This window comes from Seohaeicola zhoushanensis, assembly GCF_014656415.1.
Taxonomy (GTDB): domain Bacteria; phylum Pseudomonadota; class Alphaproteobacteria; order Rhodobacterales; family Rhodobacteraceae; genus Seohaeicola_A; species Seohaeicola_A zhoushanensis.
Map to the genome: position 1 here is coordinate 679,098 of NZ_BNCJ01000001.1, position 21,877 is coordinate 700,974.

The 21,877-nt window shown below is 67.9% G+C and carries 23 protein-coding genes and 1 pseudogene; 11 read left to right on the top strand and 13 right to left on the bottom strand.

What is annotated here, in order from left to right:
- The first annotated feature begins 10 nt into the window (after positions 1 to 10).
- Positions 11 to 706 (top strand): CpXC domain-containing protein, encoded by a 696-nt coding sequence (locus IE266_RS03305; protein WP_189678602.1) that lies wholly within the window; start codon positions 11 to 13, stop codon positions 704 to 706.
- Here IE266_RS03305 and IE266_RS03310 read toward each other — a convergent pair whose 3' ends face one another.
- From IE266_RS03310 to IE266_RS03335, 6 genes are all read right to left on the bottom strand, one after another.
- Positions 707 to 1,687, bottom strand: a complete 981-nt coding sequence (locus IE266_RS03310; protein ID WP_189678603.1) for an Ldh family oxidoreductase — start codon at positions 1,685 to 1,687, stop codon at positions 707 to 709.
- On the bottom strand, positions 1,684 to 2,364 hold the full coding sequence (locus IE266_RS03315) for an ABC transporter ATP-binding protein (RefSeq protein WP_189678604.1): 681 nt from the start codon (positions 2,362 to 2,364) through the stop codon (positions 1,684 to 1,686). The genes IE266_RS03310 and IE266_RS03315 overlap by 4 nt, the downstream gene beginning before the upstream one ends.
- Positions 2,357 to 3,643, bottom strand: coding sequence for a lipoprotein-releasing ABC transporter permease subunit (locus tag IE266_RS03320; protein ID WP_189678605.1), 1,287 nt, complete (start codon positions 3,641 to 3,643; stop codon positions 2,357 to 2,359). Before IE266_RS03320 ends, IE266_RS03315 begins: the two co-directional genes overlap by 8 nt.
- Before the next feature lie 64 nt (positions 3,644 to 3,707).
- Entirely contained in the window at positions 3,708 to 3,962 is a 255-nt protein-coding gene (locus IE266_RS03325; protein WP_189678606.1) for a hypothetical protein, read from the bottom strand.
- A gap of 47 nt (positions 3,963 to 4,009) precedes the next feature.
- Positions 4,010 to 4,495, bottom strand: a complete 486-nt coding sequence (locus IE266_RS03330; protein WP_189678607.1) for a DUF2244 domain-containing protein — start codon at positions 4,493 to 4,495, stop codon at positions 4,010 to 4,012.
- A 69-nt stretch (positions 4,496 to 4,564) separates the two neighbouring features.
- Positions 4,565 to 6,238, bottom strand: a complete 1,674-nt coding sequence (locus tag IE266_RS03335) for a cytochrome c oxidase subunit I (protein WP_189678608.1) — start codon at positions 6,236 to 6,238, stop codon at positions 4,565 to 4,567.
- Between the two features lie 224 nt (positions 6,239 to 6,462).
- Between IE266_RS03335 and IE266_RS03340 the strand changes: the two genes are divergently transcribed.
- The 6 genes and pseudogenes from IE266_RS03340 (at position 6,463) to uvrC (ending at position 11,799) form a co-directional block, all read left to right on the top strand.
- Positions 6,463 to 6,879: an HIT family protein gene (locus tag IE266_RS03340; RefSeq protein ID WP_189678609.1), complete on the top strand. Its 417-nt coding sequence runs from the start codon at positions 6,463 to 6,465 to the stop codon at positions 6,877 to 6,879.
- Positions 6,880 to 6,923: 44 nt separating this feature from the next.
- Positions 6,924 to 7,721, top strand: coding sequence for a S49 family peptidase (locus IE266_RS03345; RefSeq protein WP_189678610.1), 798 nt, complete (start codon positions 6,924 to 6,926; stop codon positions 7,719 to 7,721).
- Position 7,722: 1 nt separating this feature from the next.
- A complete protein-coding gene (locus tag IE266_RS03350; protein WP_189678611.1) occupies positions 7,723 to 7,893 on the top strand; it encodes a hypothetical protein in 171 nt (56 codons plus the stop codon).
- A complete protein-coding gene (locus IE266_RS03355; RefSeq protein WP_189678612.1) occupies positions 7,893 to 8,828 on the top strand; it encodes a calcium/sodium antiporter in 936 nt (311 codons plus the stop codon). Before IE266_RS03350 ends, IE266_RS03355 begins: the two co-directional genes overlap by 1 nt.
- Before the next feature lie 19 nt (positions 8,829 to 8,847).
- Positions 8,848 to 9,633 (top strand): annotated as a pseudogene (locus tag IE266_RS03360) (SDR family oxidoreductase); the annotation flags it as partial.
- Positions 9,634 to 9,924: 291 nt separating this feature from the next.
- On the top strand, positions 9,925 to 11,799 hold the full coding sequence (uvrC, locus tag IE266_RS03365) for an excinuclease ABC subunit UvrC (protein WP_189678614.1): 1,875 nt from the start codon (positions 9,925 to 9,927) through the stop codon (positions 11,797 to 11,799).
- Positions 11,800 to 11,806: 7 nt separating this feature from the next.
- Here uvrC and IE266_RS03370 read toward each other — a convergent pair whose 3' ends face one another.
- The 3 genes from IE266_RS03370 to ubiA form a co-directional block, all read right to left on the bottom strand.
- Positions 11,807 to 12,130, bottom strand: coding sequence for a hypothetical protein (locus IE266_RS03370; RefSeq protein WP_189678615.1), 324 nt, complete (start codon positions 12,128 to 12,130; stop codon positions 11,807 to 11,809).
- Positions 12,127 to 14,073, bottom strand: a complete 1,947-nt coding sequence (locus tag IE266_RS03375) for an OmpA family protein (protein WP_189678616.1) — start codon at positions 14,071 to 14,073, stop codon at positions 12,127 to 12,129. The genes IE266_RS03370 and IE266_RS03375 overlap by 4 nt, the downstream gene beginning before the upstream one ends.
- 64 nt (positions 14,074 to 14,137) lie before the next feature.
- A complete protein-coding gene (gene ubiA, locus IE266_RS03380; protein WP_189678617.1) occupies positions 14,138 to 15,100 on the bottom strand; it encodes a 4-hydroxybenzoate octaprenyltransferase in 963 nt (320 codons plus the stop codon).
- A gap of 12 nt (positions 15,101 to 15,112) precedes the next feature.
- Between ubiA and IE266_RS03385 the strand changes: the two genes are divergently transcribed.
- The 3 genes from IE266_RS03385 (at position 15,113) to IE266_RS03395 (ending at position 17,873) form a co-directional block, all read left to right on the top strand.
- Entirely contained in the window at positions 15,113 to 15,847 is a 735-nt protein-coding gene (locus tag IE266_RS03385) for a 16S rRNA (uracil(1498)-N(3))-methyltransferase (protein ID WP_189678618.1), read from the top strand.
- 13 nt (positions 15,848 to 15,860) lie between these two features.
- Positions 15,861 to 16,388, top strand: a complete 528-nt coding sequence (locus tag IE266_RS03390) for a hypothetical protein (protein ID WP_189678619.1) — start codon at positions 15,861 to 15,863, stop codon at positions 16,386 to 16,388.
- 114 nt (positions 16,389 to 16,502) lie between these two features.
- Positions 16,503 to 17,873, top strand: coding sequence for a glutamate--cysteine ligase (locus IE266_RS03395; protein ID WP_189678620.1), 1,371 nt, complete (start codon positions 16,503 to 16,505; stop codon positions 17,871 to 17,873).
- Between the two features lie 147 nt (positions 17,874 to 18,020).
- Here the strand turns inward: IE266_RS03395 and IE266_RS03400 are convergent, their stop codons facing one another.
- Together IE266_RS03400 and IE266_RS03405 are read right to left on the bottom strand one after the other, a co-directional pair.
- A complete protein-coding gene (locus tag IE266_RS03400; RefSeq protein ID WP_229863873.1) occupies positions 18,021 to 18,557 on the bottom strand; it encodes a GbsR/MarR family transcriptional regulator in 537 nt (178 codons plus the stop codon).
- A 52-nt stretch (positions 18,558 to 18,609) separates the two neighbouring features.
- Entirely contained in the window at positions 18,610 to 19,428 is an 819-nt protein-coding gene (locus IE266_RS03405) for an intradiol ring-cleavage dioxygenase (protein WP_189678621.1), read from the bottom strand.
- 282 nt (positions 19,429 to 19,710) lie between these two features.
- Between IE266_RS03405 and IE266_RS03410 the strand changes: the two genes are divergently transcribed.
- On the top strand, positions 19,711 to 19,956 hold the full coding sequence (locus IE266_RS03410) for a hypothetical protein (protein WP_189678622.1): 246 nt from the start codon (positions 19,711 to 19,713) through the stop codon (positions 19,954 to 19,956).
- Positions 19,957 to 19,958: 2 nt separating this feature from the next.
- On the opposite strand, the gene plsY is transcribed toward IE266_RS03410, so the two are convergent.
- Positions 19,959 to 20,564 carry a glycerol-3-phosphate 1-O-acyltransferase PlsY gene (gene plsY, locus IE266_RS03415; protein ID WP_189678623.1) on the bottom strand — a complete coding sequence of 202 codons (606 nt, stop codon included), beginning with the start codon at positions 20,562 to 20,564 and terminating at the stop codon, positions 19,959 to 19,961.
- Entirely contained in the window at positions 20,564 to 21,871 is a 1,308-nt protein-coding gene (gene pyrC / locus IE266_RS03420) for a dihydroorotase (protein ID WP_189678624.1), read from the bottom strand. The genes plsY and pyrC overlap by 1 nt, the downstream gene beginning before the upstream one ends.
- Positions 21,872 to 21,877 lie beyond the last annotated feature (6 nt).

Here is a 21,877-nt window from a genome sequence, read left to right on the forward strand (position 1 = left end):
AGGCGGAACGATGTCACTCTTTTCCCAGATGAACGTATTGTGCCCGAACTGCGGGAAGACCCAGAACATCGCCGGGGTGGGCAGCGTCAACGCCGACCGGCGGCCCGATCTGCGCGCGGCGATCATGGACGACAGCTTCCAGATGATGATCTGCGGGGATTGCGGCACCGCCTTCCGGCTGGAGCCGCTGTTCAACTACCTCGAAGTGGACAAGGGCCTCTGGATCGCGGCGATGCCGGGGCGCGAGATGCCCGAGTATATCGAGGTCGAGGACCGCGCTATGGGGGTCTTCGAGATCTCCTACGGCGAGCGGGCCCCGGCGGCGGCAAAGGCCATCGGCAAGGACCTGAAACCGCGCGTCACCTTCGGCTGGCCGGGCGTCAAGGAGAAGCTGACCATCGACGAGCTGGGCCTCGACGATGTCATCGTCGAGAAGCTGAAGCTGGAACTGATGCGCCGCCTGCCCGAGGTGCCGCTGGGGCCGGGCACCGAGTTGCGGCTGATGGGTGGCGGCGAGAGCGCGCTGAGCTTCGCCTGGGTCCAGACCGTGGGCGAGGCGCAGGAGCAGGGCTTTTCCGTGGACCGGGCGCTTTATGACGAGATCGCCGGCAACGAGGCGGGCTGGGCCAAGATCCATGCGCGGCTGACCGACGGGCCCTTCGTCGACATGCAGAAGCTCTACATGGGCGAGGGGCGGGCGGCCTGATCAGGCCGCGAGCCGCTCGGCCAGTTCCCAGAGCGCGTCGGGCACCTCGACCGGATCGGCGAAGCGGCGGTGCTGGCCGGGCAGGCGCGCGCCTTCGTCTGCCGTGATGGCAGCGGTGAGCGCCGACAGGCGGTCGCCGAAACCGGGCGCGGTGGCGGGGTCGACCAGCAGGTAGAACTGGCCGATGTCATGTGGCGGCCCCTCGGGTGCTATCAGCGGGTGGATGTCCTTCGAGAGCAGGCTTCCGGTCATGCCGGCGGCCAGGATCTCGACCATCAGGCCAAGGCCCCAGCCCTTGTGCCCGCCGGCGCTGGCCAGCGAGCCGCCGTCGAGAGCGGCGGCGGGGTCGGTGGTGGCGCGTCCCTCGGCATCGCGCGCCCAGCCCTCGGGGATCGGCTGGCCCGCCTCGCGCGCGGCCATGATGGTGCCGAGTGCCACGGTGGTGGTCGACTGGTCGAACTGGAGCACGACGTTGCCCTGCGCATCGGGCACCGAGAAGGCGATGGGGTTGGTGCCGATCACCGGCACCCGGCCGCCGGGCGGGGCGACACGCGGGGTGGCGTTGGTCACGCCCAGCCCGATCATCCCGGCCCGCGCGATCTGCCCGGTGAAGAAGCCGAGCGCGGTGGCGGTGTGGGAATGCCCGACCGCCAGCGCGGCGGTGCCATTGGTGCGCGCAGCCTCGACGGCCGACGGCAGCCCGCGCGCGAAGGCGGGCTGGGCAAAGCCCATGCGGGCATCGACACTGACCAGGCCGGGGCGCGGCTGGCTCACCTGCGGCTCGGCATGACCATCGACCCGGCCCGAACGCAGTTGCTGGCAGTAGCTTTCCAGGTAGGCCAGCCCGCAGATGCGGTTGCCGGTCGCCTCGGCCTCGACCACGGCGCGCGCGACCTGGTCGGCCACCCACTCGGCCGCCCCGTGCTTCATCAGCGCAAAGCGCGTGACATGCGAGAGGCGGTCGAGGGGCACATGGGTCACGGGTCGAGTTTCCCCTGGTTGAGCCGCAGCACCCGGTCCATCCGGGCCGCGAGTTCGAGGTTGTGGGTCGCTATCAGCGCCGCCATGCCGGTGGTGCGCACGAGGGTCATCAGCGCGCCAAAGACCTGGTCGGCGGTCTCGGGGTCGAGGTTGCCGGTCGGTTCGTCCGCCAGCAGCAGGCGCGGGGCATTGGCCATGGCGCGACAGAAGGCGACGCGCTGCTGTTCACCGCCTGACAGCGCGGCGGGACGGTGGCGGGCGCGAGGGGCAACGCCGACAAGGCCCAGCAGTTCAGCCGCGCGGGCCTCGGCGGCGGCGCGTGGGGTGCCGTTGGCCAGCTGTGGCAGGATCACGTTCTCGGCGGCGGTGAATTCGGGCAGCAGGTGGTGGAACTGGTAGACAAAGCCCACCTCCTGCCGGCGCACGGCGGTGCGGCGGCCCTCGGGCTGGCCGGTCATGTCCTGTCCGCCGATGGCGACGGTGCCGCTGTCGGGCGTGTCGAGCAGGCCGCAGATGTGCAGCAGCGTCGACTTGCCCGCGCCCGAGGGCGCGACAAGGGCGACCACCTCGCCGGGGTTCACGGTCAGGTCGATGCCCTGCAGCACGCGGACTTCGCCGGGGCTGCCAGGGTTGTAGGTCTTGGCGACGCCGGACAGGCGCAGGGCGGCCTCACTCATAGCGCAGGGCCTCCACCGGGTTCAGGCGCGCGGCGCGCCGCGCCGGGAAGATGGTGACGATGAAGGAGAGGCCCAGCGAGAGGGTCACCGCCTTGAGCACGTCCGCCAGGTGCAGCTCGGCCGGCAGGGCATAGATGCCCCGGATCGCCGGATCCCAGACGCCGCCGCCCATGGCGTAGTTCACGAAGGAGAAGATCGGGTCGATGTAGATTGCGAAGAGGCAGCCCAGGGCCACGCCGAAGGCGGTGCCGAGGATGCCGGTGAAGGCGCCGCAGATGAAGAAGACGCGCAGCACCGAGCCTTCGGACAGGCCGATGGTGCGCAGGATGCCGATGTCGCGGCCCTTGTTCTTGACCAGCATGATGAGGCCCGAAACGATGTTCATCGTGGCGATCAGCACGAGGATCGACAGGATGATGAACATGACGTTGTCCTCGACCTCCAGCGCGCGCAGGAAGCCGCCCTGGCTGTCCTTCCAGGTCCAGAGCAGGGCCTTGTTGCCGGCGGCCTGCAGCAGCGGCAGGGTCAGCTTCTCGGGGTGCTCGGGGTCGGCGATGCGCACCTCCAGCTCGTCGGCCACGCCTTCGCGGTTGAAGTAGGACTGCGCCTCGGCGAAGGGCATGTAGACGCGGGTGCGGTCGATGTCATAGCGCCCGGCGGTGAAGATATAGACCACGTCATAAGCGTTGACCCGGGGGCTGGTGCCCATCGCGGTCTTCAGCCCCTCGGGCGAGATCAGCTTGACCCGGTCGCCCACGGTAACGCCAAGCGCGCGGGCCACGCCCGAACCGATGGCGATGCCGTTCGGGAAGTCGGCCAGCGATCCGGCCGAATCCTCGGGCGTGGCAATACCGGGCAGGCTGGCGAGATCCTCGGGGGAGATGCCCATGACCTCGACGCCCGAATTCTGGCCGCGGAAGCTGGCCAGCACCTGCCCGCGCACCAGCGGCGCGACATGGGTGACGCCGGGCACCTTGCGCAGGCGGTCGGCGATCTCGGCGTAGTCGGCGAAGGTGCGGTCGACCATGCCCAGAGGGTTCACTTCGCCCGTGGTATAGACGGTGACATGGGCATTGGCGCCCAGCACCGTGCTCACGAATTCCGAGCGGAATCCGGAGCGTACGGCCAGCGTGGCGATCAGCGCGAAGACGGCGAGGGTGATGCCGATCAAGCTGATCCAGGTCATCACGCTGACCCCGCCTTCGGCGCGGCGCGCCCTGAGATAGCGCCATGCGATCATCCATTCGAACGGCGCGAAGGGCGGGGGTGTTGCGGCCATGACTGCTCCGGTTGCGGGGTCGGCGCAAAGTGCGACGGGGGCCGGCCGCCGTCAAGGCGAAGGGTCAGCGGCCGAGCGGATGCAGCGCGGTGTTCTCGGCGTCGATCTGCGCGGTCATGTGGTCGGTCACGACGTTTTGCAGCAAGCCGTTGTCGTCGAAGACGAGGATCGCGCCCTGCGGGATCTCTCCCATCGCGGCAAGGTGGCGCGGGGGCAGGCGGATATCCTCGGCGCCGCCCGGCAGGGCCAGCGACCAGGTGGCGGCAACGGCGATGGCGGCGGTGGCAAGAAGGCCGATGGCGTGTTGAGGTCGGGTCATGGCAGTGGTCCTTCCCTGGTGTTCGGCGGATTAACGCCGTCAGGGGCCTACTGTTCCGCGCGAATGCGCCCCGGCAGTTCGCTGCTGAGCGCGATGCGCTCGTCCTCGGAGAGGAAGGCGCCGATTTCCACCTCGCGGCCGTTGCCGGCGAGGGTGACGTAATTGGGCACCGGGCCGCCATTTTTGTGCAGGGTCACGCGGGTCCAGTAGCGGTTGCACTCCCAGCTCTTGTTGCCCGCCGGGTCGCTGCGCTCCAGCCGTGCCATGTTGCCCCGAAGTGTCAGCACCTCGAGGATGCGGGCGCTTTGCCGGTTGCGGTGGATGGCGAACCATATGCCGCCGACCGCCAGCGCCAGGAAAGGCAGCAGCGCCCAGAGCAGGACCGAGCCGAGCAGGGCGAAGAGCGGGAGCGAGATCATCGCCGCCGTCACCGCGATGAACAGCACGAAGCCGCGCGGCGGCAGCGACTGGTGCGGCCAGAGCGTTAGGGTCTGGTCGGTGCCGGTGTCGGAGGGGGTCCATTCATAGGGCATGGCGGTTCCGTCCAAGAAAAAGGGCCCCGACTTGCGCCGGGGCCCCCTCTGTCTCTGTCGGCCCGGCGCCTAGTGCGCGTGGCCCTTGTCCCAGTCGCTCTGCTTCGGGAGGATCTCGAACGTATGCTCGGGCGGCGGGCTGGGCAGGGTCCATTCCAGCGTGTCGGCATATTCGTTCCACGGGTTGTTCTCGGTCACCCGTGCGCCGCGCGTCAGGGTGTAGAAGATCACGCCGATGAAGAACACGAACGAGGCGAAGGAGAGGAAGGCGCCGAGGCTCGACCAGTGGTTCCAGTAGGCGAAGGCCTCCGGGTAGTCGATGTAGCGGCGCGGCATCCCTTCACGGCCCAGGAAGTGCTGCGGGAAGAACGTCAGGTTGGCCCCGATGAACATCGCCCAGAAGTGCAGCTTGCCAGCCCATTCCGGATACATCCGGCCCGACATCTTCGGCAGGTAGAAGTAGATGCCTGCGAAGATGGCGAAGACGGCGCCCAGCGACATCACGTAGTGGAAGTGTGCCACCACGTAGTAGGTGTCGTGATAGTAGCGGTCGATGGCGGCCTGCGACAGGACGATGCCGGTGACGCCGCCGACGGTGAACAGGAACAGGAAGCCGAAGGCCCAGAGCATGGGGGTGCGGAACTCGATCGAGCCGCCCCACATGGTGGCGATCCAACTGAACACCTTCACGCCGGTGGGCACCGCGATGACCATGGTGGCCAGCATGAAGTAGGCCTGCTGGTTCAGGGTCATGCCGACCGTGTACATGTGGTGCGCCCAGACGACGAAGCCCAGCGCGCCGATGGCGATCATGGCCCAGACCATCGGCAGGTAGCCGAAGACCGGCTTGCGCGAGAAGGTGGCGATGACGTGGGAGATGATCCCGAAGCCCGGCACGATGATGATGTAGACCTCGGGGTGACCGAAGAACCACAGGATGTGCTGGTAGAGGATCGGGTCGCCGCCGCCGGCGGGATCGAAGAAGGTGAACCCGAAGTTACGGTCCATCAGCAGCATGGTGATCGCGCCGGCCAGAACGGGCAGCGAAAGCAGAATCAGCCAGGCGGTGACGAAGATCGACCAGGCGAACAGCGGCACCTTGAACAGGGTCATGCCGGGGGCGCGCATGTTCAGGAAGGTGGTGATCATGTTGATGGCGCCGAGGATCGACGAGGCGCCCGAGAGGTGCACCGCGAAGATTGCGAGGTCCATCGACATGCCGCCCTCTTTCACGGACAGCGGCGGGTAGAGCACCCAGCCCACGCCCGAGCCGAGTTGGCCGTCGCCACCCGGTGCGAGCACGGAGCAGACCGCCAGCGAGGTGCCGGCGACATACATCCAGAAGCTGAGGTTGTTCATCCGCGGGAAGGCCATGTCCGGTGCACCGATCTGCAACGGCATGAAATAGTTGCCAAATCCGCCGAAGAGGGCCGGAATCACCACGAAGAACATCATCAGGATGCCGTGGCCGGTGACCAGAACGTTCCAGAGGTGGCCGTTCGGGCTGCAAGGCTGGGTCGCATCGGCGATCAGACGTGCGCCTTCAAGGCACATGTACTGGACGCCGGGGTTCATCAGCTCGAGCCGCATGTAGACGGTGAAGCAGACGGACACGAAGCCGACGATTGCGGCGACGAAGAGATACAGGATCCCGATGTCCTTGTGGTTGGTGGACATGAACCAGCGGGTGAAGAATCCGCGGTGATCCTCATGCCCGTGTCCATGAATGGCTGCGTCCGCCATTAGGCACCTCCTGGGTAAACGTGTTGACGCGCCCCCCTGCCAGGGGTCGCGAATTCATTCAGGTTTTAGAATGACGCAGGAGGTGACTCAATGGCCGATATTGATCTCGATCAAGATAAATTGCCGCGCCCCCCTTGTTGTTGCGGGCGGGCCGGACTTGCGGTCTGCGGGCTTGACGCAGGGCGCGGGGGCCGCGATGAGTCGGGCGAACATGGAGGCCCCAGATGAGCTATGATCCCGACAACGTCTTCGCCAAGATCCTGCGCGGAGAGATCCCCTCGACCCGGATCTACGAAGACGAGGCGACGCTGGCCTTCATGGATATCATGCCGCGCACCGACGGCCATTGCCTGGTGATCCCGAAGACCCCCTGCCGCAACGCGCTGGATGCCAGCCCCGAGCAGCTCGCCGCGGTGATCGCCACCACGCAGAAGGTGGCCAGGGCCGCGATGGCCGGGCTGGGGGTCGATGGCGTGGTGATCGAGCAATACAACGAGGCGCCGGCGGGGCAGGAGGTGTTCCACCTGCACTTCCACGTGCTGCCGATGCGCGAGGGCGTGCGGATGCGCCCGCCGGGAAAGATGGGCGATTTCACCGAGATCGCCGGATACGCCGAGAAAATTCGCGCCGGGCTGGCCTGAGCCGCACCTTGTAGAGTGGGGGGCGCGGATCTATGTCCCTGTCCATGAAATTGCGCCTTCCCTTCCTGAAGAACCCGCCGCTGGTCTCGGTGGTCCGGCTGGCCGGGTCCATCGGCATGTCCGGCCGCGGCTCGATGAGCGATACCGCGCTGGCCCCGGTGCTCGAACGTGCCTTTACCAAGGGCAAGCCTTCGGCCGTGGCGCTCGAGATCAACTCGCCCGGGGGCTCGCCGGTGCAATCCTCGCTGATCGGCGGGCGCATCCGGCGGCTTTCGGAGGAGACCAAGGTGCCGGTGATCGCCTTCGTCGAGGACGTGGCGGCCTCGGGCGGTTACTGGCTGGCGGCCGCGGCGGACGAGATCTGGGCGGACGAAAGCTCGGTCCTCGGCTCGATCGGGGTGATTTCCTCGGGCTTCGGCGCGCAGGTGCTTCTGGCCCGGCAGGGAATCGAGCGGCGGGTGCATACCGCCGGCAAGTCGAAGTCGATGCTGGACCCGTTCCAGCCCGAGAAGGAAGAGGATGTGGCGCGGCTCAAGGCCCTGCTGGAAGAGATCCACGCAAATTTCATCAACCACGTGAAGGCCCGGCGCGGCGCGCGGCTCGACGCCAATGCCGACCTGTTCACCGGCGACATCTGGCTGGCACGCAAGGCGCTGTCGCTGGGGCTGATCGACGGGGTCGGGCATCTGAAGCCCAAGATGAAGGACCGTTTCGGCGACAAGGTGCAGTTCCGCCGCTACGGGCTGAAGAAACCCTTCTGGTCGCGCTTCGGCGCGAGCCTGGCGCTGGACGCGGTGTCCGCCGTAGAGGAACGCGCGGATTTCGCGCGGTTCGGTCTCTGACGTGCTGGCCAAGATCATTCTCCTCTTCCTGCTGGCCATGGTGGTGCTGGCCTTCTTCGGCAAGCTGCGCTTTCCGGGACAGGCGCGGCTGAAATCGGCCAAGTGCCCGCGCTGCGGGCGGTATCGCATCGGCAAGGGCCCCTGCGGCTGCGGCCACTCGGGGCGCGGATGATGATGCCCTGGATTCTGTCCGCACTCGGGCTGGTGGTTCTGCTGGTCGCGGGCGACGCGCTGGTGCGCGGATCGGTCAACCTGGCGCTGCGGATCGGCATCCCGGCGCTGATCGTCAGCCTGACGGTGGTGGCCTTCGGCACCTCGGCGCCCGAGCTGCTGATCTCGGTCAGCGCCGTGCTCGACAATGCGCCGGGCATCGCGCTGGGCAATGTCGTCGGCTCGAACATCGCCAATATCCTGCTGGTGCTGGGCATCCCCGCGATGATCTCGGCGCTGCACACCAGCCAGTGCGACACCCGCAAGGGCTATCTCCAGATGCTGGGCGCGACGCTGCTGTTCATCGCGCTGGCCTGGTGGGGCACGCTGACCTGGGTCTCGGGCCTGATCCTGCTGGCGGCGCTGGGCGCGATCCTCTTCACCATGGTGCGCGAGGCGCAGGCCCATCGTGCCAATGGCGAGGCCGAGGAACCCGAGGGCGCCGACCCGAACATGCCGGGCTGGCGTATTGCCGTCTACCTGGTGATCGGCCTGATCGGCCTGCCCTGGGGCGCGCACCTTCTGGTGGAAAACGCGACGATCATCGCCCGTTCGCTGGGCGTGAGCGAAGCTGTCATCGGCCTGACGCTGGTGGCGGTCGGCACCTCGCTGCCCGAGCTGGCGACGACGGTGATGGCGGCGCTGCGGCGGCAGGCCGACGTGGCGCTGGGCAACGTGATCGGGTCGAACTTCTTCAACCTGCTGGGCATCATCGGGCTCGCCTCGCTGTTCGGGCCGATCCCGACCGGCCCCGAGTTCAACTTCGACCTTGGCGCCATGCTGGTTGCCGCCCTGCTGCTGATCCCCTTCGTGATGTTCCGCCGCGATATCACCCGGCTCTGGGGCGTGGTGCTGACCGCGCTCTATCTGGTCTATCTGGTGACGGTGCTCGTATAAGCAGGACCGGCAGAAGGAGTTCCCAATGACGCGATGCCTTGTCACCGGCGCTGGCAAGCGGCTTGGCCGCGAGATGGCGCTCTACCTCGCGCGGCGCGGCTTTGACGTGGCGCTGCACTACGTCGCGTCGCGCGACGGGGCCGAGACGGCGGCGGAAGAGATCCGTGCGATGGGCCGCAACGCCGTGGTGCTCCAGGCCGATTTCCTTCAGGAAGGCCCTTTGCAGGGTCTGTTCGGGCGGGCGGTCGAGGGTCTGGGCGGGCCGATCACCTGCCTGGTCAACAGCGCCTCGATCTTCGAATACGACACCGTGGCCAGCGCCACACGGGCCAGCTGGGACCGCCATATCGACAGCAACCTGCGCGCGCCCTTCGTGCTGACGCAGGCGATGGCGGCACAGGGGCTGGAGCCGGGGCGCAACGCCGCCGGAGAGCCGGTTGCCTCGGGGCTGATCGTCAACATCATCGACCAGCGGGTGCTCAAGCCGACGCCCGAGTTCATGACCTATACCATCGCCAAGATGGGCCTCTGGGCGATGACCCGGACCACAGCGCAGGCGCTGGCCCCGGCGATCCGGGTCAACGCCATCGGCCCCGGCCCGACTCTGAAGGCCGAGCGCCAGAGCGCCGAGCACTTCTCGCGCCAGCGCGCCGCGACGGTGCTGGGGCGGGGCGGCGATCCGGCCGACATCAACGCGGCGCTGGGCTATTTCCTCGACGCGCCAGCGGTCACCGGACAGCTGCTTTGCGTCGATGGCGGGCAGCACCTGGGTTGGCAGACGCCGGACGTTCTCGGGGTGGAATAGGCTGGCGCGAGGTCAAGTTATCAGACCTTCACCTGCCGTTCACCAACGCGTTACAAAATTGTAAGTCTTTTCATGATCTTGATAGGTGCCAATAATTCTTTCGTTTAAAATCAACAGGTTCCATTTGCGCTTAAAAATTGTGCAGATTAACGAAAGGGGCCGAATACAACGGAAATTTCGACTACCCCGGAAGTTATCTTCACAGTTATCCACAAAAAGCGTGGACTCCTTGCCCCTTGATTACGCCGCCCGCTCCGTGCAGCCACAAGTTAACCTTTCGATTCGATGGACATGACGACCGAAACGCCAAACGAAGCTGCCCCACCGACCGGTTATGCGGTGATCCAGGGCTATCTGAAGACGCTGGACGGCTCGCCCGGCGTCTACCGGATGCTGGATGCGCAGGCGCGTGTGCTCTACGTCGGCAAGGCGCGGAACCTGAAGGCGCGGGTGTCGAACTATTCCCGCCCCGGCCAGCACACGCCGCGGATCGAGCGGATGATCCGCGACACCGCCTCGATGATGTTCCTGACGACCAGGACCGAGACCGAGGCGCTGCTGCTCGAGCAGAACCTGATCAAGCAGCTCAAGCCGAAATACAACGTGCTGCTGCGCGACGACAAATCCTTCCCCAACATCCTGGTGTCGAAGGGCCATACCTTCCCGCAGATCAAGAAGCACCGCGGCGCCAAGACCGAGAAGGGCGCCTATTTCGGCCCCTTCGCCAGCGCCGGGGCAGTGAACCGGACGCTGAACCAGCTGCAGAAGGCCTTCCTGCTGCGCAACTGCACGGATTCCGTGTTCGAGGGCCGCACCCGGCCCTGCCTGCTGTTCCAGATCAAGCGGTGCTCGGGGCCCTGCGTGGGGCTGATCTCGGAAGCGGCCTATGGCGAGGCGGTGGCGGATGCCGAACGCTTCCTGTCGGGACGGTCGACCAAGGTGCAGGAGGAACTGGCCGAGCAGATGCGCGCGGCCTCGGATGCGATGGAGTTCGAGCGCGCGGCGGGCCTGCGCGACCGGATTCGCGCGCTGACGGCGGTGCAGTCGACGCAGGGCATCAACCCGCGCGGCGTGGCCGAGGCCGACGTGATCGCGCTGCACATGGAACAGGGGCAGGCCTGCGTGCAGGTCTTCTTCATCCGGGCGAACCAGAACTGGGGCAACAAGGATTTCTACCCGCGCGTCGGCGCCGATGTCTCGGCGGCCGAGGTGATGGAGGCCTTTCTGGGCCAGTTCTACGACAACAAGGAGCCGCCCCGGCAGGTGATCCTCTCGGACGAGGTCGAGAACCCCGATCTGATGGCCGAGGCTCTGGGCCAGAAGGCGGGCCGCAAGGTCGAGATCCTGGTGCCGCAGCGGGGCGAGAAGGCCGAGCTGATCCAGGGCGCGCTGCGCAACGCACGCGAGAGCCTGGCGCGGCGGATGTCGGAAAGCGCGACCCAGGGCCGCCTGCTGGCCGGGCTGGCCGAGGCCTTCGGGCTGGACGCGCCGCCGCAGCGGATCGAGGTCTATGACAACAGCCACATCATGGGCACCAACGCGGTGGGCGCGATGATCGTGGCGGGGCCGGAGGGCTTCATCAAGAACAGCTACCGGAAGTACAACATCCGGGGTGACGAGCTTACGCCGGGCGACGACTTCGGTATGATGAAGGAAGTCCTGAACCGCCGCTTTTCCCGGCTGATGAAGGAGGACCCCGACCGCGACAAGGGCCTCTGGCCCGACCTGCTGCTGATCGACGGCGGCGCCGGGCAGGTGAGCGCGGTGGCGCAGATCATGGCCGAGCACGGGGTCGAGGATATCCCGATGGTGGGCGTGGCCAAGGGCGTGGACCGCGACGCCGGCAAGGAAGAGTTCCACCGCATGGGCGAACGGCCCTTCGCGCTGCGCCACAACGATCCTGTGCTCTACTTCGTGCAGCGCCTGCGCGACGAGGCGCACCGTTTCGCCATCGGCACCCACCGGGCCAAGCGGGCCAAGGCGGTGGGGGCGACGCCGCTTGACGATATTCCGGGCGTGGGGGCGACGCGCAAGCGGGCGCTGCTGGCGCATTTCGGCTCGGCCAAGGCGGTGTCACGCGCCGACCTGGCCGACCTGAAGGCGGTCGACGGGATTTCCGACGCGATGGCCGAAACGATCTACGGCTTCTTCCACGAAGGCGGCTGAGCCGGCCTCAGCCCTGCACGCGCTCCAGCGCGTTGCGCAGTTCCTCGGTCTCGGCGCGGGCGTCGCGGAGACCTTCCATCGCGGCACGCAGCTCGGCCTCGGTCTGGGCGAGCTGGTTCGACAGTTCCGCCTCGCGCGCCTGCAGCCAGGTGATCGCCTGGTCGCGGGTCTCCTCGGCGTCGTGCAGCTCCTGACTCATCCTGTCGAGTTCGTTGACGTCCGAGGCGCTGACGCGGGTGAAGCGGTGGACCAGCCAGTTGGCGAACCAGCCGACGCAGAAGGCCACGAACAGGACGACGGCCGTTGCGATGATGAATTGTGCCCGGTTCAATCGCCGCTCCCTTCGTTGCTGCCTTCCGGCGCGGGCGCGTCCTCGGCGGGCGGCTCCGCGTCTTCTGCATCGCCGACCGGGGCGTCCTGTGCAACCGTTTCCAGCGTTGTCGGTGCCTCTTTTTCCACCTTCGGGCGGATCAGGCGGAACTCGATCCGGCGGTTGGCCTCGCGGCCTTCCTCGGTCTTGTTGTCGGCGATGGGCTGGGTCTCGCCATAGCCGACGGCGGTATAGCTCGACGTGAGGATGCGGCGCGCGCGCAGTTCGTTCAGCACCGACTGGGCGCGGTCCTGGCTCAGCTTCTGGTTCATCTCGTCCCGGCCCTGGCTGTCGGTATGGCCCTGGATCTCGAGCTTGAGGTCGCCGCAGGTCGACAGCAGTTCGGCAATCGCCTCCATCGTGTCGAGCGAGTCGGCGGCGATCGTGGCCGAGCCCGGCTCGAAGCTGATCTTGCCCGAGGTGGCCTGGATATCGGCCAGCGCGGTCTCGCACATCTCGGGCGTCGGGGCCGAGTCCTCCTCGACCGCGGGCGGCTCCTGATAGACGATGTCGAGCGTGAAGGTCTGCCCCTCGCCCAGCTTCTCGGACAGCAGCCCGGCGATCTCGGCGCTGGCCTCCTCGCGGTTCGAGGTGCCGCGCACGGTGACGTCGTCGGGCGTCACCACGGCCGAGCCATAAGCCAGGTGCGAGAGCGCTTCGAGCGCGGTCAGCACGCGGACCGGCCAGTCGGCGGGCATTCCCTCGGCCAGGCGGGCGGCTGTATAGACGCTCTGGCTGCCGAAACGCGCCTTGGCATAGGCATCGGCCATACGGCGCAGGGTCTCGTCGCCGACGCGGCCGCGCAGCTGGACCGAGCCTTCGGGGCTGCGCGTCACGGTGAACTCGGGCGGGCCGGCATCGCCCTTGCCGGGGGGCGGCGGAAGGATCGCGTGCAGGGCAAAGACTTCGGGCAGGGCGTTTTCCAGCTCGCCCACCACCTTGTCGAAGAGCGCCGGGTCAGTGCCCTCGATGGCGGCGAGGGTGATGTCGGCGTCAGCGAAAGTGACGCTGCCCCGGCCCAGCTCGGCCACGGCGTGGATCGCCAGGGCGACGGCCTCGGCCCAGCGGGGCGAGGGCACGCCCAGGCCCAGGGTGCAGGACCCCGCGCGGGTCATCCCGGCCGCGGTGGCGGCGGCGAGGATGCGGTTTCGCGAGTCCTCGGTATCGGCCGAGCAGCTGTCGAAGTGACTTCCGCTGTCGTCGATCAGGAAGCGCAGCGTGAAGGGGGTGATGACCGGGCGCGGGGCCGAGATCTTGAGGGTGATCCGCAGGCCCGGAGGCGCGGCCTTCCGCAGCTCGGCCTCGAGCTTGCGGCGCGCATCGGCGGTTTCGGCGACGGCGGTGACCGAGACCCGGCCCGCATCGACCGAGACCTTGCTGCGAGGCAGGCGGGTCAGGGCGGTGACGGCAAAGCCGAGCGCATCGGACCAGCCCTGCGGTTCGGCGTAATCGGCCGATTGCATCAGGTCGCTGACCGGCGCGCCACCGGCGGCGCGGCTCAGCGCGGCGACCAGCGCGGCGCGGTCGGTGCTCTTGGGCAGCAACCCGGCGATCGACAGGCCGGCATGGTTGCGCAGGATCTCGACCGAGAAGCGCGGCGGCGCGATGGCCCGCGACGGCGCGACCTCGGTGGCGTTGATGATGCGCGCGGCGTCGACCACCCGGCCCACGGTCGAGAGCGCATCGAAGCGGCGGGCCTCGTCGGGCGCGGTGCCGGTGATGATCACCTGCAGCCCGTCGGCCTCGACCTCGGCCCAGTCGTGTTCCGCGGCATCCAGCGCCTGGCGCACGGCGTATTCCGAAGTGTTCTCGACCGCCGTCGACAGGAATCCCGCCGCGAAGAGGCTGACTGCGCCGGCCAGAAGAAAGGTTGCGGCGACCACGACAAGGGCGGGGATACGCATCGGCCGGATCCTGTTTCCCGGAAAATTGCCTCGCCGGTTTAACGGCGCATTAACCGGGGATCAATCACACGAAGAGCGCAATTCCGAAGAAGATGAGCGGAATAAGGCCGGTATCGCGGTTGGCGCGGAACAACTGGAGCATCTTTGCGCCGTCGGTGTGGTCGAAGCCGCGCAGCTGCCAGGCCATGTGCCAGCCCATCGCCCAGGGCCCGACCAGCGCCAGCGCGAGGGCCAGAACCGAGGCCTTGGGCATCAGCGCGAGGATGATCGCGAGGCCCATCAGCGACACGGTGATGACCAGGAAATACTTCAGCCAGCGCACCGTCTCGGCCCCGAACAGGCGGGCGGTCGACTTGACCCCGATCAGCGCGTCGTCCTCGGCGTCCTGGTGGGCGTAGATGGTATCGTAGAACAGCGTCCAGCTGATCCCGGCGACATAGAGCAGGATCGGCGGCCAGCCGAGCCCGCCCGCATGGGCGGCCCAGGCCAGCAAGGCGCCCCAGTTGAAGGCGAGGCCCAGGAAGACCTGCGGCCACCAGGTGAACCGCTTGGCGAAGGGATAGATCGTGACCAGCAGCAGCGAGAGCACCCCCAGCGCGATGGCGGCGCGGTGGAAGGTCAGCAGGATGGCGAAGCCCAGCAGCGACTGGATCACCATCCAGGCCAGCGCGCCTTTGACGCTGACCGCGCCCGAGGGGATTGGCCGCGAGCGGGTGCGGGCGACCTTGCCGTCGATATGGCGGTCGGTGATGTCGTTCCAGGTGCAGCCGGCGCCGCGCATCAGGAAGGCGCCAAGCCCGCAGGCGACGAAGATCCACAGATCCTCCCAGCGCGCGTCCTGCCCGGCGAGCATCGCCAGCGCCAGCCCCCACCAGCAGGGCAGCAGCAACAGCCAGGTGCCGATCGGACGGTCGGCGCGCGACAGGCGCAGGTAGGGCCGGCTGAAGGCCGGGGCCCAGCGGTCGACCCAGTTGCCGCTTGCGGCATCTGCAACCTGTGTATCTGGCGTCGGCGCGTTGCCTTGCATATATCGCGTTCCATGGTTGCGAAGATCAGGCTGTATGTAGATCACGATCTGGCGCAGGGGCAATCGGTCGATTTGTCCCGCGAGCAGGCCCATTACCTTTTCGGCGTCATGCGGCTGGGGGCGGGCGACAGCCTGCCCGTGTTCAACGGCCGCCAGGGCGAATGGCTGGCGGTGGTGGCCGAGGCCGGCAAGCGCGGTGGCGTGCTGGAGATCACCCAGGCGCTGCGCCCGCAGGCGAATCCGCCGGACCTCTGGCTGCTTTTCGCCCCGATCAAGAAGGCGCGCACCGATTTCATCGTGGAAAAGGCGGTCGAGCTGGGGGTGGCCCGGATCCAGCCGGTGATGACCGAATTCACCAATTCCGAGCGGGTCCGGCAGGACCGCCTACAAGCTCATGCGCTAGAGGCCGCCGAGCAATGCGGCGCGACCTACCTGCCCGAGGTGGCCGAGGCGGCGCGGCTCGACCGGCTGCTGGCCAACTGGCCCGAGGAGCGCGCGCTGATCTTCTGCGACGAGGGCGCGGCGGGCACGCCTGCGGGCCTCGACGGGCTGGCACCCGGCCCGGCGGCGGTGCTGATCGGGCCCGAGGGCGGGTTTTCCGAAGTCGAACGCGCGCGGCTGGGGCGGCTGCCCTTTGCACGTACCCTCAGCCTCGGCCCCCGTATCCTGCGCGCCGATACCGCGGCGGTGGCGGCGCTGGTGCTCTGGCAGGCGCGGCTGGGGGACTGGGGGGAGGTCCCGCGATGAGAGGAAGAACATCATGAGCTTCATCCGTCCCGAAGTGCGCATGACCCTCTGGCGCTGGCGCGAGGTGATCGCCGGGGCGGCGGTGGCGCTGCTCGGCCTCAGCTGGGTGGCCGGGCCGGGCGGGTTGCTCGGCTGGATCGGCTGGGTGCTGGTGGTGGCGGGCTTCGCCATGGGCGTGATCGGCGCACAGCGGGCACGGTTCCGGCTCGACGGCGAGGGGCCGGGGGTGGTCAGCGTCGACGAGGGGCAGATCAGCTATTTCGGCCCGCTCACAGGCGGCGTGGTGGCGGCGCGCGAGATGGAGCGGCTGACGCTCGATCCAACCCAGCGCCCGGCGCATTGGCTGCTGAGCCAGCCGGGCCAGCCGCCGTTGGCGATCCCGGTCACCGCCGAGGGCGCCGAGGAGCTGTTCGACATCTTCGCCACCCTGCCGGGGATGCGCACCGAGCACATGCTGGCGCAGCTGCGCGGCGGGGCGGCACACCCGGTGGTTATCTGGGAAAAGGTGCCGTCGCGGCCCTCGCATCTGCGGCTGAACTAGGCGCGACCGCCGCGGCGGCGCGCCATCACACAGCGAACCCTGCGTCTTTGCCGGGTTGACAGCCCCTGCCTTCCGCTCCACCTCTGGCCGGAACAAGGTTCGAGGAACAACTTCATGTCCATTCCCCAGTCCGGCGGCGGGCCGATCGAGCGGCACGAGCAACTGGCCGAATACCTGGCTTCCGGCTGCAAGCCGAAGGACCAGTGGCGCATCGGCACCGAGCACGAGAAGTTCGGCTATTGCAAGGACACGCTGCTGCCGATCCCCTACGAGGGCAAGCGCTCGGTCAAGGCCGTGCTGGAAGGGCTGCGCGACAAGCACGGCTGGTCGCCGGTCGAGGAAGGCGGCAACCTGATCGGCCTCACCAAGAACGGCGCCAACGTGAGCCTCGAGCCGGGCGGCCAGCTGGAACTGTCGGGCGCGCCGCTCGAAACCATCCACCAGACCTGCGACGAGGTGAACGAACACCTGGCCGAGGTGAAGGACATCGCCGACAAGGTCGGTGTCGGCTTCATCGGCCTGGGCGCCGCGCCGGTCTGGACGCATGAGCAGATGCCGTTGATGCCCAAGGGGCGCTACAAGCTGATGGACGGCTACATGCAGACCGTCGGCACCGCGGGCACCACGATGATGCGGCGCACCTGCACGGTGCAGGTGAACCTCGATTTCGCCACCGAGGCAGACATGGTGCAGAAGATGCGCGTGGCCATCGCGCTGCAGCCCATCGCCAATGCGCTGTTTGCCAATTCGCCATTCTTCGAGGGCAAGCCGAACGGCGTGCGGTCGTACCGCGCCTGGGTCTGGCGGCACCTCGACGAGGCGCGCACCGGCATGATCCCCTTCGTCTTCGACGAGGAGTTCGGGTTCGAGCGCTGGGTGCAGTACGTGCTCGATGTGCCGATGTATTTCGTCTATCGCGACGGGAAATACATCAACGCGCTGGGCCAGTCGTTCCGCGACTTCCTGAAGGGCCAACTGCCCGCGCTGCCGGGCGAGACGCCGACCCTGTCGGACTGGGCCGATCACCTCACCACCGTCTTCCCCGAGGCGCGGCTGAAGAAGTTCATCGAGATGCGTGGCGCCGATGGCGGCCCTTGGCGGCGGCTCTGCGCGCTGCCGGCCTTCTGGGTCGGGCTGATGTACGACCAGTCCTCGCTGGATGCGGCCTGGGACCTGGTCAAGGGCTGGAGCGCCGAGACGCGCGAGCAGATGCGCGTCACGGCGGGCGAGCAGGCGCTGGCCGGCGTGGTCGACGGTATCTCCTTGCACGAGATCGCGCGCGAGGCGGTGGCGATTTCCGAGGCCGGGCTCAAGGCGCGGGCCAAGCCCGGCGCCGGTGGTCTGGTGCCGGACGAGACCCATTTCCTGAGCGCGCTGAAGGAGAGCGTCGAGACCGGCAAGGTGCCGGCGGACGAGCTGCTCGACCATTACAACGGCGACTGGAACGGCGATATCAGCCGGATCTACCCGGAATACAGCTACTGAGCTTTGCGGTTGCGTGGCCGGCGGGGGACCGTCGGCCGTGCCGCTGCCAGGAAGGGGATTTCCCTGATTGCAGAAATTTCTGTAATCTGTGAAATTTGCCCGTGACGGCCCGCCCCGTAGCGGGCCGCAACCTATCCCACCAGCCGTTCAGGCCGACTTCTTCCCCTTGCCCACCAGCTTCCCGACCTTCGCGCCCAGCTTGAGCGCGGTCAGCTGCACCGGGCGGGGCAGGCGGGTGACGTCACTGTACCAGCGGTCGAACAGCTGCATCATGTCCAGCGTCGCGATGATCCTCGCCTTGACCGGGGCTGGGGTGCGGTCGCCCTCGGCCTCGAGCGCGACCCGCTGCAAGGCATTGAGGGTGGGCAGGAATTCCCGCTCGCGCCGGGCCTCGATCACGGTGGTGACCAGGTCGAACAGGTCGCGGACCGAGGTGAAACGGTCGCGCCGCTCGCCCAGTTCGCGGCTTACCGTAACCAGCTTCCAGCCCTGCAGCTCCTTGAGCGCGGTGGAGACGTTGGAGCGGGCCAACTCCAGCGTCTCGCAGATCTCCTCGGCGGTGAGCGGCTCGGGCGAGAGGTGCAGCAACGCATGTACCTGCGCGACCGACCGGCTCACCCCCCAGCGCGAGCCCATGTCGCCCCAGTGGAGGATGAAATCGGTCATGGCCGGCGTCAGGTGCATCATGGTTTCCTGAATTTCTGTAATAACAGAAATATCAGAAATAGACTGCAAATCAACCGTTGCGGCCGGGCACTGTCGGTTCCGCTGCTCCCGAACGCTCGGGCAGGCGGCCCGGAGGCGGCCCCGGCGGGCGCATCCCGCCAAAGCCCTGCTCCTGCGGACGCGCCTCGGGCGAGACCCCGACCACCAGCGCCGCGTCGTAGTAGTCCGGTTGCTCGCGGATGGCGGCAAAGGCGGTGTCGCCCGCCTCCTGCGCGATGCCGTCGGTCGCGTTCACCGTATCCCGCGTGCCGCCACGTTCGTTGTAGGGCGCGACCGACTGGAACAGGTAGGCGCTGAGCGCATCGGGGAAGAAGATCTGCCCGGTCAGCACGTTGGTCTCCTCGAGGAAGACCTTGTAGTGGATATGCGTGGTGCGGCCGCGATACCAGCCGGGATAGATCGTGGCGAATTCGGCGATGCCGGTCGCGTCGGAGAACTGGGTGCCGCGCAGGAAGGTCTCGCCCTTGGTGCTGATCTGCTGGTCGCTGCCCTGCCGCGCGAAGCCCGAGTAATTGCCTGCCGCGTCGCAATGCCAGACATCGGCGCGGGCGCCCTCGATCGGCTGGCAGTCGGCGGTCACCACCTGCAGGCGCAGCCGCATCGGCACGCCGGGGCGGCCCTCGGTGATGTCCTGCCGCACCAGGTGCGGGTCGATGTAATAGGGCCCTTCGGTCACCTGCGGGGTCAGGATGCAGGCATTGGCCCCGATCAGCCCGGCGGCGGCCGCCTGGGCTTGGACCGGGGGCGCGAAGACTCCGGTGCCGAGAGTGACGAAGGGCGAGACCGCAAGGGTGGCGAGGAAGTCGCGGCGGGATTGGGACGGGGTCATGCTCGGGTAGTCCTGTTTCTTGTTATGAACAGGATCAACGCATGCTCGGGCCGATTCCGTCCCTCACGTTTTGATGTGTGGCGGTTTCCTGCCGTTCAGCCTTGGCCGATGCTGGGCTCGGTCCCGGCACGCATGGGCCTGGGCAACCGGCTTGCCCGCCCCCAAGCGCAAGGCGCCCCTGTGGCCGTAAGGATGCAGCGCCGGGCGGTCTTGCAGGAATGGCCTTGCGTGACCTGGGCAGGGCGAAGCAGCATGAGGGCATTTACAACAGGGATTAAGCAAATGCGCGACTTCTTCATCGGTTCGTTCGAAAAACTCGTAGCGGTTATCATCATCCTGCTGGCGGTCGTCGTCGTGATCGCCGGCCTGGGCGCGATGTTCTCGGAGGGCTTCCTGCAGGGCATCGCCATCCTGATCGGCGGCGGACTCTACGTCATCATGATGGGCGGCATACTCTACCTGGCGCTGGGCATCTATCACAACACCAGGCGCACGGCCGAGGCCATCGAGCGGCTGGCCGCGAAGTAGGGCTACTTCTGGCCGATCTTCGGTTCGGTCCCGGCACGCAGGCGGGCGATGTTCGCCGAATGCCGCGAGAAGACCAGCGCCGTCAGCCCCAGCGCCAGCACCACGGTGCCGGAATAACCGAACAGCAGCGCCCAGAGGGTCGAACTCGCCGCGGCGGTCAGCGCCGCGAGCGAGGAGATGCGCCGGACGTAGGCCGCCGCCGCCCAGGTGGCGCAGCAGGCCAGGCCCACCGGCCAGGCCAGCGCCAGCCAGACGCCGAGGAAGGTGGCGACGCCCTTGCCGCCCTTGAAGCCGAGCCAGACTGGCCAGCAATGTCCGAGCACCGCAAACAGCGCACCGATCTGCGCGCCGGCCTCGCCGGCCAGCATCCGCCCGAGCAGCACGGCGACGACGCCTTTCAGCGCGTCGAACAACAGGGTGAGGGCCGCCGCGCCCTTGTTGCCGGTGCGCAGAACGTTGGTCGCACCGATATTGCCCGACCCGATCTTGCGCAGGTCGCCCAACCCCATCACCCGCGAGATCAGCAACCCGGCGGCGATGGTGCCGAGCAGATAGCCGAGAACGGCAACAAGAAGCAGCGTCAGGGCCGGGGCGTCGAAGGCGGGCATCAGGGTCTCCGGTAGACGGGTTTTCCGGCCACGAGGGTCGCGAGAACCCTACCCTGCATCCGCGCGCCGTCAAACGGGGTGTTGCGCGATTTGGAGTGCAACTGTGCGCGGTCGAGCACGAAGGGCACATCGGCGTCGAACAGCACCAGGTCGGCGGGCGCGCCGACGCTCAGCCGCCCGGTGGGCAGGCCCAGTCGTTTGGCCGGGTTCAGCGCCATTGCGCGGAACAGCTGGGGCAGCGTCAGGTGGCCGGCGTGGTAGAGCCGCAGCGCGGCGGGCAGCAGGGTTTCGAGCGCCACCGCGCCGCTGGCCGCCTCCTCAAAGGGGCGGCGCTTCGACTCTTCGTCCTGCGGGGTGTGCATCGAGCAGATCACGTCGATCAGCCCCTCGGCCACGGCCTCGATCATGCCCTGGCGGTCTTCCTCGGCGCGCAGCGGCGGCTTGACCTTGAAGAAGGTGCGGTAGTCGGCGACGTCGAATTCGTTCAGCGTCAGGTGGTGGATCGAGATGCCCGCGGTGATGTCGAGCCCGTTGCGCTTGGCCCGCGCCAGGGCCGGCAGGGCGCGGCGGGTGGTGATCTGGTCGGCGTGGTATTTCGCGCCGGTCATCTCGATCAGGGCGATGTCGCGGTCGAGGCCCATGCGCTCGGCCATGGGCGAGACGGCGGGCAGGCCGCGCAGGCTGGCGAACTTGCCCGAGGTGGCGGCGGCCCCGGCCGAAAGTCCCGGATCCTGAGGATGGGCGATGACCAGCGCGCCGAGCGAGCGCGCATAGGTCAGCGCGCGAGAGAGTACCTTGGTGTCGGTCACGACATGGTCGCAGTCGGTGAAGGCGACGGCGCCCGCGTCCATCAGGAAGCCGATCTCGGTCATCTCGCGCCCGGCGCGGCCCTTGGTCAGGGCGGCCATGGGGAGGACGCGCACCGGCGCGGCCTCGTTGGCGCGGCGGCGGACGAATTCCAGCACCTCGGGGGTGTCGATGGCGGGCTCGGTGTCGGGCCGCGTGACCATGGTGGTGACGCCGCCCGCCGCCGCCGCCAGCCCGGCCGAGCGATAGCTTTCCTTGTGCCGCTCGCCCGGCTCGCAGACCTTCACGCCGATGTCGACGATGCCGGGGGCGAGGCAGTGGCCGCGCGCGTCCTCGATGGTGACGGCCTCGGGTTTGAGGCCCTGCGCCGCGAGGAAGGCGGCGGCGCCGCCGCCGGTGGCGAGGGCGGCGATCACGCCGTCCTGCACCAGCAGGTGGCCGGTCTCGTCGGTGCCGGCTTCGGGGTCGATCAGGCGGGCATTGGTGAAAAGCAGGGTCATGGGCGG

Bases quoted from the DNA above. Each gene is read 5' to 3' on its own strand.
- IE266_RS03390 (WP_189678619.1), top strand. From the start codon at position 15,861: ATGAGCTTCATCCGTCCCGAAGTGCGCATGACCCTCTGGCGCTGGCGC.
- ubiA (WP_189678617.1), bottom strand. From the start codon at position 15,100: ATGCAAGGCAACGCGCCGACGCCAGATACACAGGTTGCAGATGCCGCA.
- IE266_RS03405 (WP_189678621.1), bottom strand. From the start codon at position 19,428: ATGACCCCGTCCCAATCCCGCCGCGACTTCCTCGCCACCCTTGCGGTC.
- IE266_RS03355 (WP_189678612.1), top strand. From the start codon at position 7,893: ATGATGCCCTGGATTCTGTCCGCACTCGGGCTGGTGGTTCTGCTGGTC.
- IE266_RS03410 (WP_189678622.1), top strand. From the start codon at position 19,711: ATGCGCGACTTCTTCATCGGTTCGTTCGAAAAACTCGTAGCGGTTATC.
- plsY (WP_189678623.1), bottom strand. From the start codon at position 20,564: ATGCCCGCCTTCGACGCCCCGGCCCTGACGCTGCTTCTTGTTGCCGTT.
- IE266_RS03375 (WP_189678616.1), bottom strand. From the start codon at position 14,073: ATGCGTATCCCCGCCCTTGTCGTGGTCGCCGCAACCTTTCTTCTGGCC.
- IE266_RS03385 (WP_189678618.1), top strand. From the start codon at position 15,113: ATGGTTGCGAAGATCAGGCTGTATGTAGATCACGATCTGGCGCAGGGG.
- IE266_RS03330 (WP_189678607.1), bottom strand. From the start codon at position 4,495: ATGCCCTATGAATGGACCCCCTCCGACACCGGCACCGACCAGACCCTA.
- IE266_RS03325 (WP_189678606.1), bottom strand. From the start codon at position 3,962: ATGACCCGACCTCAACACGCCATCGGCCTTCTTGCCACCGCCGCCATC.
- IE266_RS03335 (WP_189678608.1), bottom strand. From the start codon at position 6,238: ATGGCGGACGCAGCCATTCATGGACACGGGCATGAGGATCACCGCGGA.
- uvrC (WP_189678614.1), top strand. From the start codon at position 9,925: ATGACGACCGAAACGCCAAACGAAGCTGCCCCACCGACCGGTTATGCG.
- pyrC (WP_189678624.1), bottom strand. From the start codon at position 21,871: ATGACCCTGCTTTTCACCAATGCCCGCCTGATCGACCCCGAAGCCGGC.
- IE266_RS03400 (WP_229863873.1), bottom strand. From the start codon at position 18,557: ATGCACCTGACGCCGGCCATGACCGATTTCATCCTCCACTGGGGCGAC.
- IE266_RS03395 (WP_189678620.1), top strand. From the start codon at position 16,503: ATGTCCATTCCCCAGTCCGGCGGCGGGCCGATCGAGCGGCACGAGCAA.
- IE266_RS03345 (WP_189678610.1), top strand. From the start codon at position 6,924: ATGAAATTGCGCCTTCCCTTCCTGAAGAACCCGCCGCTGGTCTCGGTG.
- IE266_RS03340 (WP_189678609.1), top strand. From the start codon at position 6,463: ATGAGCTATGATCCCGACAACGTCTTCGCCAAGATCCTGCGCGGAGAG.
- IE266_RS03305 (WP_189678602.1), top strand. From the start codon at position 11: ATGTCACTCTTTTCCCAGATGAACGTATTGTGCCCGAACTGCGGGAAG.
- IE266_RS03320 (WP_189678605.1), bottom strand. From the start codon at position 3,643: ATGGCCGCAACACCCCCGCCCTTCGCGCCGTTCGAATGGATGATCGCA.
- IE266_RS03315 (WP_189678604.1), bottom strand. From the start codon at position 2,364: ATGAGTGAGGCCGCCCTGCGCCTGTCCGGCGTCGCCAAGACCTACAAC.